Below are 10,819 nucleotides of genomic sequence, written 5' to 3' on the forward strand. Positions count from 1 at the left end.
TTGAAGTTGTTAGTGATAGTGCCAGTTTGGTCACCTACCATGAAGTATTCGATAGTACCGATCTTGTCAGAAGTATCGTGCCATGCTTTGTGAGAGAAGTGAGTGTCAGTAGATACTGAGTAAACTTCTACGCCACGAGACTGAAGCTCTGCGTATTTTTCTTGAAGGTCAACTAGCTCAGTTGGACATACAAAAGTGAAGTCTGCTGGGTAGAAGAAGAATACTGCCCACTTACCTTTAACGTCTTGCTCAGTGATTTCTACGAAGTCGCCGTTTTTGAATGCTGTCGCTTGGAATGGTTTGATTTCTGTATTGATCATGCTTAACTCTCTTTCTCATTTATCGTGTTTGACGCTGTCCCGCGTCGATGGAGATATAATGCATTGACCCCGAAAATTTGTGAAATTGGACCTTCCAATTGATTTGATAGGTTTAATCTATTTGAGAATTGAGGTGGTTATAGCCAAAAGCTATCAAAACGAAAGAGAGCGACAATTTAGGTTGGGTGTTATCCGTTTTGGGTATTTTTGCAGCAATATCTTATGCGCAGATAGGCTTTTTTCTTGATATGGGGTTTTTCAACGGAGAAGTACTGAAGGGAAACTGTAAATTTAAAAGGGTTGCAAGTTCTTAATTTAAAGAATTAGTTGCTTTTCAGCTATCACTAAACCCCTTCAGTACCAACGGGGTTTAGTGCGCAAGTATGGTTTTAACTGATTTAAGCCGCCTTTCGGTTCGTCAACAGAAAGAAGCTTCGCCCGAGTAAGCGGGGCAGATCCTCTTCTTTTGCTTCGATACCCAGCTTCTGTTCTATGAGATCTTCTAGTTCGAGCCATGCCGCTTTGGCATGTCCTATTGCTACGTGGTGCGAAGCATTGCTGATTAGCAGCTGCAGCACGGCATGGAAGTTCGGGCGGGTCATCGCAACTTCAAATGAGGCGTTGAACGCGTCCCTGCTAGATAGGTTGAGTTCGTTCAGTACGGTATTGAAAATTGTACCGTCCAGAGCAGAGATAAACTCTGCTTTCTTACCAAAGTGATTGAGAATGCCGCCGCGAGAAATGCCCGTCATGGTCTGCAAGCGGGTGTAAGTCATCTTTTCGTAGCCGACCTGTGGGTCGAGTAGGCACTGAATGACCGCATCCAAAATTCGCTGGCGTGTTTTCAATGCTTCTTCCGGGGTTACCTTTGCCATGGTGTTTCCTGTGTTGTCCAAGGGAGGTGTAATGGATTCATGGCTTAATGTTTGGTTTTATTTTATTGGTATATTGTACTGTAAATTGAACGGGCTGGGCAATAACAGAGATAAGAAAGTTAAAGGGTTCCTGCGGCTCAGGTTGGCGTGATTGGCATTGAGGAAATAAAAAAGGCGCTAAGTAATAAACTTAGCGCCTTTGATTCTGAAGACCAGGAGTATATTAGCCTAGTAGTTCTTTAGCTGTGTTTACTACGTTCTCGGTAGTGAAGCCGAACATCTTGAATAGCTCGCCAGCAGGTGCTGATTCACCGAAAGACGTCATACCGATAATACGGCCATCGAAACCTACGTACTTGTACCAGAAGTCAGCGATGCCCGCTTCAACAGCAATACGTGCAGTCACGTCTGATGGTAGTACCGCTTCACGGTAAGCGGCATCTTGTTTGTCAAATGCATCGGTAGATGGCATTGAAACAACGCGTACTTTCTTACCTTCTGCAGTTAGCTGTGCAGCCGCTTCTACCGCTAGCTCAACTTCAGAACCGGTTGCGATAAGGATAAGCTCAGGCTTGCCTTCGCAATCTTTCAGGATGTAAGCACCCTTAGCGATGTCAGCAACCTGTGCTTCGCTACGCTCCTGCTGAGCTAGGTTCTGGCGCGAGAAGATAAGCGACGTTGGGCCGTCTTTACGCTCGATAGCCAGTTTCCATGCGACTGCAGACTCAACCTGGTCACATGGGCGCCATGTGCTCATGTTTGGCGTCAGGCGTAGAGATGCCATCTGCTCAACCGGCTGGTGAGTCGGGCCATCTTCACCCAAACCGATAGAGTCGTGGGTGTAAACCTGGATGTTCTGCACTTTCATCAGTGCAGCCATACGCATTGCGTTACGTGCGTATTCCATGAACATTAGGAAAGTTGCACCGTATGGTACGAAACCACCGTGTAGCGCGATGCCGTTCATGATTGCCGTCATGCCGAACTCACGCACACCGTAGTGGATGTAGTTACCTGAGAAGTCGTTCGCTTCTAGCGACTTAGAACCAGACCACATAGTCAGGTTAGAAGGTGCCAGGTCAGCAGAGCCGCCCATGAACTCAGGAAGCATCTGGCCGAACGCTTCTAGTGCGTTCTGAGAAGCTTTACGTGATGCGATGTTTGCTGGGTTAGCTTGCAAATCAGCAATGATAGCGTTCGCTTTTTCTTCCCACTGTGCTGGTAGCTCACCGTTTACACGGCGCTTGTATTCAGCGGCTAGCTCAGGGTAAGCCGCTGCGTACGCTTCGAACTTCTCGTTCCAAGCCGCTTCTTTGGCTGCGCCTGCTTCTTTCGCATCCCACTCAGCAGCGATGTCTGCAGGGATTTCGAATGGACCGTGGTTCCAACCCAGGAACTCGCGTGCTGCTGCGATTTCGTCGTGGCCTAGTGGCGCACCGTGACAGTCGTGAGAACCGGCTTTGTTTGGTGAACCGAAACCGATAATCGTCTTGGTACAGATCAGCGTAGGACGCGGATCTGCTTTAGCCGCTTCGATAGCCGCGTTGATAGCGTCTGCATCGTGGCCGTCTACCGCTGGGATTACGTGCCAGCCGTAAGCTTCGAAACGCTTAGGCGTATCGTCAGAGAACCAACCTTCAACTTCACCGTCGATTGAGATGCCGTTGTCATCCCAGAACGCGATTAGTTTACCTAGGCCTAGGGTACCCGCAAGCGAACACGCTTCGTGAGAGATACCTTCCATCAGACAGCCGTCACCCATGAACACGTAAGTGTGGTGGTCAACGATATCGTGGCCTTCACGGTTGAACTGGGCAGCAAGGGCTTTTTCAGCCATCGCCATACCCACACCGTTGGTGATGCCCTGGCCTAGTGGGCCAGTTGTTGTTTCAACACCCGGTGCGTAACCGTATTCTGGGTGACCCGGTGTTTTAGAGTGTAGCTGGCGGAAGTTCTTCAGATCGTCGATAGACAGATCGTAGCCAGTAAGGTGAAGCAGAGAGTAAATCAGCATTGAACCATGGCCGTTCGACAGGATGAAACGGTCGCGGTCAGCCCACTCAGGGTTTTGTGGGTTGTGGTTCATGTGGCCACGCCACAGTACTTCAGCGATATCAGCCATACCCATAGGTGCACCAGGGTGGCCAGAGTTAGCTTGTTGAACACCGTCCATGCTGAGGGCACGGATTGCATTAGCAAGATCTTTACGAGAAGACATGTCTGCTCCAGAAATTCGTAGACGTTGAATATTCGGCTCCCCTCACCGTCATTGGTTCAGGCAAGCCGCAGTTCGGCGGGCGGGTATTGTCGCAAAGACTGGGCTATAACTGCAAACGATTTCCTGAGAAAAATAAGTTCTATTTCAAGGCAATGATGGTAATAGCCCCTCAATAAACAAGGCAACTAACTGTAATAAAAGCGTTACAGGGAAAACGTTTGCTTATGGTTTGGCTTCAATACCCCTATCGATTGCAAGTTGATTTTCGAGCAACAAAGAGTATTATAGCCGTCTAGACGGAGGTAGCTCTATACATACAAACGTATATCCGTATGCAAGTATGTGACCATCAAACATGGTTCAAGAGCCCGAGAACATCAACTAACACATATATTTATGGGAGCGCTCATGTCGAAGCACCTGTTTACTTCTGAGTCAGTATCAGAAGGTCATCCAGATAAAATTGCTGATCAGATTTCAGATGCAGTATTGGATGCGATCTTAGAGCAAGATCCGAAAGCACGTGTTGCGTGTGAGACTTACGTAAAAACCGGTATGGTAATGGTTGGTGGTGAAATCACTACCTCTGCTTGGGTTGATATCGAAGAGCTAACTCGCGAAACCGTTCGCGAAATCGGCTACACCCACTCTGACATGGGCTTCGACGCTAACTCTTGTGCCGTACTAAGCGCAATCGGTAAGCAGTCTCCGGACATCAACCAAGGTGTTGACCGTGAAGACCCACGCGAACTAGGTGCCGGTGACCAAGGTATCATGTTCGGTTACGCGACCAACGAAACTGACGTATTGATGCCAGCTCCTGTCACTTACGCTCACCGCCTAGTAGAGCGCCAGGCAAAAGTACGTAAGAACGGTGCCCTTCCTTGGCTTCGCCCTGATGCGAAAAGCCAGGTTACCTTTGCCTACGACCAAGGCAAAATCGTTGGTATCGATGCAGTAGTACTGTCTACCCAGCACTGTGACAGCATTGAGCTACCAGTACTGCAAGAAGCAGTAATGGAAGAGATCATCAAGCCAGTTCTACCTTCAGAGTGGCTGAACAAAGACACCAAGTACTTCATCAACCCAACCGGCCGTTTCGTTATCGGTGGCCCTATGGGTGACTGTGGCCTGACTGGTCGTAAGATCATCGTTGATACCTACGGCGGCGCAGCTCGTCACGGTGGCGGTGCATTCTCTGGTAAAGATCCATCGAAAGTTGACCGTTCAGCAGCATACGCAGCTCGCTACGTAGCGAAGAACATCATCGCGGCTGGCATGGCTGACCGTTGTGAAATCCAGCTTTCTTACGCAATCGGTGTTGCTGATCCAACATCTATCATGATCGAAACATTCGGTACTGAGAAAGTGTCTCACGATATCATCGTAGAAGCAGTACGCCAGCACTTCGATCTACGCCCATACGGCCTGATCGAAATGCTTGACCTATTGAAGCCAATGTACAAGAAGACAGCGGCATACGGTCACTTCGGTCGTGAAGAGTTCCCTTGGGAAAAAACTGACAAAGCCGACATCCTACGCGACTTCGCTAACATCAAGTAAGCGCTCGGGATTGATTGAAAAAAGGAAGCTTCGGCTTCCTTTTTTGTTTTTGAACGGTCCTTGGTCCTTGGTCCTTCAGTAGCGTTCATTGATAATGACAAAGCGTCAAGCTCTTCGCTCTTATTCTTTCGCTCTTCCCGCTTTTCCAAGGACCCCGTACCTAGGGCCGCTCTTCCCTCCCGCCGCTGTTCAACCTATACTCCCCTGCTCCACCAGCAAGCCTTGGAAACAACAATGACCGTCCTGCAACAACAAGTGATTGACCGCGTTAAACAATGTATTGCCCAAGCCAACCGACGCCTCAACAAACGCTTGGTGATGCCTGAGGTTAACTTTACCCAACGCGGGAAAATTGCCGGTAGTGCCCGGTTGCAAGGCTGGGAGGTACGGTTCAATCCGGTGCTCATGAAAGAGAACCCGGAAGCCTTTCTCAATGAGGTCGTACCGCACGAGGTCGCCCATCTGGTGGTATTCAAGTTGTTTGGCAAAGTTAGGCCGCACGGTAGGGAATGGCAGGTCATCATGCAGGAAGTGTTCGGGGTTGCGCCGCGTACCACCCACAGTTTCGATGTCAGCTCGGTACAGGGCCAAACTTTCCTCTACCGCTGCCAGTGCAGCGAGCACCAGATGACGGTTCGCCGTCACAACAAGGTCCAACGGGGCCAAGCCCACTACCGTTGCCGCCAATGCGGACACACCTTGGCCTTCCAGCAACATGGCCAATAATCCCATGCTTGGTTAATCTCCCCTCAGGCCCCCGAAACCAACCAAGCAAAAGATAGCGGCAACCCTAATTTTCGCTAGCTGGGTATAAATTTCCGTTTCCCCCTTGTTTTTCTCGCTTGGTGCGTCCATTTCTTATCCATGTACCTGCAAGGTATGACCAACAGCCTGCAATCAGCAGGAGAGTTGATATAATGCAGCCAGAATACAACCAACGGGTTACGAGATAGCCATGAGAATCCCACGAATTTACCACCCGGAGTTATTACCAAACTCTGGAATCGTTATGCTCAGCGATGATGCCGCCAACCATGTCGGCCGCGTCATGCGCATGCAGGCCGGCCAGGAAGTCCTGCTGTTTGATGGCAGCAATGCCGAGTTTCCGGCCGTGATCACCAATGCCAGCAAAAAAAGTGTGGAAGTGGAAATCCAGGCTCGTAACGAAAGCAGTGTCGAGTCCCCGCTGGATATCCATCTCGGCCAAGTGGTATCACGTGGTGAGAAGATGGAATTTACCATCCAGAAATCGGTCGAGCTTGGTGTCAATACTATTACCCCGCTGATTTCTGAGCGTTGTGGCGTAAAGTTGAATGCCGATCGTTTCGAAAAGAAACTCCAGCAATGGCAGAAAATCGCCATTAGCGCTTGCGAGCAGTGTGGCCGCAATACCGTGCCGGAAATCCGCCCGATCATGAAACTGGAAGACTGGTGCGCCGAGCAATATGACGGCCTCAAGCTCAACCTGCACCCTCGCGCAAACTACTCTATCAATACCCTGCCAGCGCCTGTCAGCAAAGTACGTCTGTTGATTGGCCCGGAAGGCGGCTTGTCTGCTGAGGAGATCAGCATGACAGAAGAATTCAAATTCGACGAAATCCTGCTTGGCCCGCGCGTGCTCCGAACCGAGACAGCCGCGATGACAGCAATCACAGCCCTGCAAGTCCGCTTCGGCGATCTTGGCTAATGCCCCAGGAAATAATTAGGAGAAAGCAATGATCAAACTGGGTATCGTGATGGACCCGATTGAGTCTATCAACATCAAGAAAGATTCCAGCTTTGCCATGATGTTGGAAGCCCAGCGCCGTGGTTGGGAAATCCACTATATGGAAATGAATGACCTGTCACTGGAGCAAGGCAAGGCAATGGCCCGCACCCGTGTCGTTAGCCTGAAAGAAGATCCGAACGGCTGGTTCGAGTTCCATAGCGAGCAGGAAATCGCCCTATCCGATCTGGACGCGGTATTAATGCGTAAAGATCCGCCGTTCGACACCGAATACATCTACGCCACCTATATCCTTGAGCGTGCCGAAGATGAAGGTGCCCTTATCGTCAACAAGCCACAGAGCCTGCGTGACTGTAATGAAAAGCTATTCACCGCTTGGTTCCCGGAGCTAACACCGACCACAGTCGTTACCCGTCGTGCCGATAAAATCAAGGCTTTCCACCAAGAGCATGGTGATGTGATCCTCAAGCCGCTTGACGGCATGGGCGGTTCGTCTATCTTCCGCGTGATGAAAGGTGACCCGAACGTCTCTGTGATCATCGAAACCCTGACCAACCATGGCCAGAACTACTGCATGGCCCAGACCTTCGTGCCGGATATCAGCAACGGCGACAAGCGTATTCTGGTTGTCGACGGCGAGCCAATGCCTTACTGCTTGGCCCGTATCCCGGCTAAAGGCGAAACCCGTGGCAACCTAGCTGCAGGTGGCCGTGGCGAAGCTCGACCAATTAGCGAGACTGACCGTAAGATTGCCGAAACTGTTGCACCTGTGCTGAAAGAGAAAGGGCTGATCTTCGTCGGCCTTGATGTTATCGGCGACAAGCTAACAGAAATCAATGTCACCAGCCCAACCTGTATCCGCGAAATCGAAGCTGCTTTTGATATTTCTATCACTGGCAAGCTGATGGATGCTATCGAACGCCGCATCAACGCTTAATGCGCTAATTCAATGCAGCCTGATCATTTCACGTCCAAGGTGAAACTGGTTAGGCTGCGTGAATCATTAAAATCCTCTCCCTTTAATACCAATTCTGTTAATTAGTCGGCATACTGTAAGTAAGTCGATCGGTTGTAGGTATCTTTCCATGAATTTGACTAACCACTTTCTGGTAGCCATGCCCAAGATGCAAGATCCTAATTTCAAAGGAAGTGTTGTCTACATTTGCGAGCATAACGACGAAGGAGCAATGGGCATTGTCATCAACCTGCCGATTGAGATTTCGGTAGGCAATATGCTCGACCAAATTGAAATTGAGCGCGAGTTGCCCGTAAGGGATCATTCTTGCCTTGAGCAACCGGTATTCAATGGTGGCCCGGTATCTGCCGACCGCGGTTTTGTCCTGCACAACCGGGTTGGCCGCCTGAGCTCAAGTATCGATGTCACCGATGAGGTCTCGATCACTACCTCCAAAGATATTCTCTCGCTACTCGGTACCAGTGAGTCACCGGATAATTTCCTAGTTGCTCTGGGCTATGCTGGCTGGGATGCAGGACAACTTGAGCAAGAGCTCATTGAAAATGTCTGGCTGACAACAGAAGCCAATACCGATGTAGTGTTCAATACCCCGATAAATGAACGCTGGAACAAGGCTATTGCCCAGCTAGGTATCACTGCTACTCACCTTTCCACAGAACAAGGACACGCATGAGTCAATCTCGCAGCGTACTCGCTTTTGATTACGGTACGAAAAGTATTGGTGTTGCTATCGGCCAAGAGCTGACCGGCACCGCTAGCCCACTTGCCGCCCTGAAAGCGAAAGATGGGGTCCCAAATTGGGATGACATTGAAAAAATTCTCAAAGAATGGCAACCGGATTTGGTGGTTGTCGGGCTGCCATTGGATATGCAGGGCGGAGAACTGGAGGCCATCACCCCACGGGCCAAAAAATTCGCCAACCGCCTCCATGGCCGTTTTGGCTGCCAGGTCGAGTTGCATGACGAGCGCCTGAGTACAGCCGAAGCCCGCTCCGATCTATTCGATCGCGGTGGCTACCGTAACCTCAGCAAAGGCAATATCGACTCGCAGTCAGCTGTGGTGATCCTAGAAAGCTGGTTCGAGCAGCAGTACGGATAAAAAAACAGAGCCTGGGTTCCAGCGCCTGGAACCTAGGTATTTACATCCCCCACTATCCTCCCCCCAAACGTACAGCTTTTTCCGCTCAATTCAGCAAAAAGAGATCACCTTTCAAGATCTTGGATTGTTAATGCCATTTAGCCCACGAAGCTTAAGGGATGATCAGCTTGTACAGCTTTTGGACTATTTGAACCCAAAAGCTCATTTACCTGTACACCTAAATCCAAGCTATTTTAATGTTACTAAATTTCAATGAGTTATGAGAAGTGATCAACAAAAAAAGCATTAGGATCATAGTAACCCCAATGCTTTCGGTTCATGGCAGGAAAATCGGTAGATCTAGCCCATATCTACCGTTACGCCGGACAACGAGTTGTTGCTCAGCTGGCTTTTGCTTCCGACTTTGATCATCAAACGCAGATCATTTGCGGAGTCGGCATGGTGCAACGCATCCTGCTCGGTGATCTTCCCTGCGCTATAAAGCTCATAGAGTGATTGATCGAAAGTCATCATGCCTGACTCGTTTGACTTCGCCATCGCCTCTTTGATCTCATGCAACTCACCCCGGCGGATCAGATCCGCGACCCGCGGGGTGTTAATAAGAAGCTCGAAGGCGCCGTGACGACCAACACCATGGGCGTCCGGGATCAGTTGCTGGGCCAGGATGCACTTGAGGTTTAGTGATAAGTCGAACAAGAACTGCTCACGTCGCTCTTTCGGTACCAAATGTAGGATTCGCTCCAATGCCTGATTGGCATTATTGGCATGCAGCGTTGCCATGCAAAGGTGGCCGGTCTCGGCAAAGTTCATCGCATACTCCATGGTTTCAGGGGTACGGATCTCACCGATCAAGATCATATCTGGTGCCTGGCGCAGGGAGTTTTTCAATGCGACTTCATAGCTTTCAGTATCTAACCCCACCTCTCGCTGGGTAACGATGCATTTATTGTGCTTGTGGACAAACTCAATAGGGTCTTCCACGGTTAGGATATGCCCGCTGCGGTTGGCATTTCGGTAACCGGTCATGGCTGCCATCGAGGTGGATTTACCCGAACCGGTCGCCCCAACGACCAATACCAATCCCCGTTTAGCCAGCGCCATTTTCTGCATGTCCATCGGCAGGTTCAGCGAGAAAAAGTCTGGGATATCGGTTTCAATACGGCGGATCACCATACCAGGCAGCTCACGTTGCCAAAAGGCACTGACCCGAAAGCGAAGATCGCCCCTTACCAAGGCAAAGTTGGCTTCTTTGGAAGCACGGTATTCCGCCTCCTGTTCGCTATCCATTGCCTCGGTAAACATTTTTTCAACGGCATGGAGATCAAGCGTCTCGCCCAGTGGGTGAAGGTTGCCATCGATACGCAGCAAGCAAGGCGAATCTACCGTGATATAGAGATCCGATGCCTTACGGCTGACCATCTCATTAAGTGCATGTTGCAAAGTCATCGCTATCTATTCCCCATTAAAACTGCGAAAAGCTTGAATCAACCACCCGACGGCCTTCATCAGTATCCACCAGCCCCTGCGCCACCAGCATCTTCACACTCTGCTCCATGGTTTGCATCCCCATCGCCGAGCCGGTTTGGATCATCGAGAACATCTGGGCCACTTTGTCCTCGCGGATCAAATTGCGGATCGCCGGAGTGGCCATCATCACCTCATGGGCAGCGATACGACCGCCGCTGGTACATTTCAGCAAGTTCTGCGAGACCACAGCGCGAAGTGATTCAGACAGCATTGAGCGCACCATCGCCTTGTCATTGCCTGGGAACACATCAATGATCCTATCTACGGTTTTCGCCGCCGAACTGGTATGCAGAGTACCTAGCACCAAATGGCCGGTTTCAGCAGCGGTCAATGCAAGGCTAATCGTTTCACGGTCACGCAGCTCACCCACCACAATGACATCCGGATCTTCACGAAGCGAAGAGCGCAGGGCATTGTGAAAGCTATGGGTATCGCGGTGTACTTCTCGCTGGTTGATCAGGCAGCGTTTGCCGGTATGCACAAACTCCACCGGGTCCTCGATGGTCAGGATATGGC

The 10,819-nt window shown here is 50.3% G+C and carries 11 protein-coding genes; 6 read left to right on the top strand and 5 right to left on the bottom strand.

Features of this window, described 5'->3' with window-relative positions:
* From BIZ37_RS27140 to tkt, 3 genes are all read right to left on the bottom strand, one after another.
* A partial coding sequence (locus BIZ37_RS27140; protein WP_187464186.1) for a redoxin domain-containing protein occupies nucleotides 1-320 on the bottom strand: 320 nt, incomplete at its 3' end.
* A 398-nt stretch (nucleotides 321-718) separates the two neighbouring features.
* Entirely contained in the window at nucleotides 719-1,195 is a 477-nt protein-coding gene (locus BIZ37_RS27145) for a TetR/AcrR family transcriptional regulator (protein ID WP_187464187.1), read from the bottom strand.
* A 223-nt stretch (nucleotides 1,196-1,418) separates the two neighbouring features.
* A complete protein-coding gene (gene tkt, locus BIZ37_RS27150) occupies nucleotides 1,419-3,413 on the bottom strand; it encodes a transketolase (RefSeq protein WP_187464188.1) in 1,995 nt (664 codons plus the stop codon).
* A gap of 408 nt (nucleotides 3,414-3,821) precedes the next feature.
* Here tkt and metK point away from each other — a divergent pair, with 408 nt between their 5' ends.
* From metK to ruvX, 6 genes are all read left to right on the top strand, one after another.
* Nucleotides 3,822-4,976, top strand: a complete 1,155-nt coding sequence (gene metK, locus BIZ37_RS27155; protein ID WP_107300889.1) for a methionine adenosyltransferase — start codon at nucleotides 3,822-3,824, stop codon at nucleotides 4,974-4,976.
* Nucleotides 4,977-5,210: 234 nt separating this feature from the next.
* Nucleotides 5,211-5,702: a SprT family zinc-dependent metalloprotease gene (locus BIZ37_RS27160; RefSeq protein WP_187464189.1), complete on the top strand. Its 492-nt coding sequence runs from the start codon at nucleotides 5,211-5,213 to the stop codon at nucleotides 5,700-5,702.
* A gap of 229 nt (nucleotides 5,703-5,931) precedes the next feature.
* Nucleotides 5,932-6,663: a 16S rRNA (uracil(1498)-N(3))-methyltransferase gene (rsmE, locus tag BIZ37_RS27165; protein WP_187464190.1), complete on the top strand. Its 732-nt coding sequence runs from the start codon at nucleotides 5,932-5,934 to the stop codon at nucleotides 6,661-6,663.
* Nucleotides 6,664-6,691: 28 nt separating this feature from the next.
* A complete protein-coding gene (gene gshB / locus BIZ37_RS27170; RefSeq protein ID WP_107300886.1) occupies nucleotides 6,692-7,639 on the top strand; it encodes a glutathione synthase in 948 nt (315 codons plus the stop codon).
* Between the two features lie 148 nt (nucleotides 7,640-7,787).
* Complete coding sequence (locus BIZ37_RS27175; RefSeq protein ID WP_107300885.1) at nucleotides 7,788-8,351, top strand: YqgE/AlgH family protein; 564 nt, start codon at nucleotides 7,788-7,790, stop codon at nucleotides 8,349-8,351.
* On the top strand, nucleotides 8,348-8,776 hold the full coding sequence (gene ruvX / locus BIZ37_RS27180; RefSeq protein ID WP_107300884.1) for a Holliday junction resolvase RuvX: 429 nt from the start codon (nucleotides 8,348-8,350) through the stop codon (nucleotides 8,774-8,776). Before BIZ37_RS27175 ends, ruvX begins: the two co-directional genes overlap by 4 nt.
* Nucleotides 8,777-9,115: 339 nt before the next feature.
* Here ruvX and BIZ37_RS27185 read toward each other — a convergent pair whose 3' ends face one another.
* On the bottom strand, nucleotides 9,116-10,222 hold the full coding sequence (locus tag BIZ37_RS27185) for a PilT/PilU family type 4a pilus ATPase (protein WP_187464191.1): 1,107 nt from the start codon (nucleotides 10,220-10,222) through the stop codon (nucleotides 9,116-9,118).
* A gap of 16 nt (nucleotides 10,223-10,238) precedes the next feature.
* Nucleotides 10,239-10,819, bottom strand: a 581-nt coding sequence (locus tag BIZ37_RS27190) for a type IV pilus twitching motility protein PilT (protein WP_187464192.1), incomplete at its 5' end; no start/stop codon positions are given.

Origin of the sequence: Photobacterium sp. BZF1, from assembly GCF_014349205.1 — a bacterium.
GTDB lineage: Bacteria > Pseudomonadota > Gammaproteobacteria > Enterobacterales > Vibrionaceae > Photobacterium.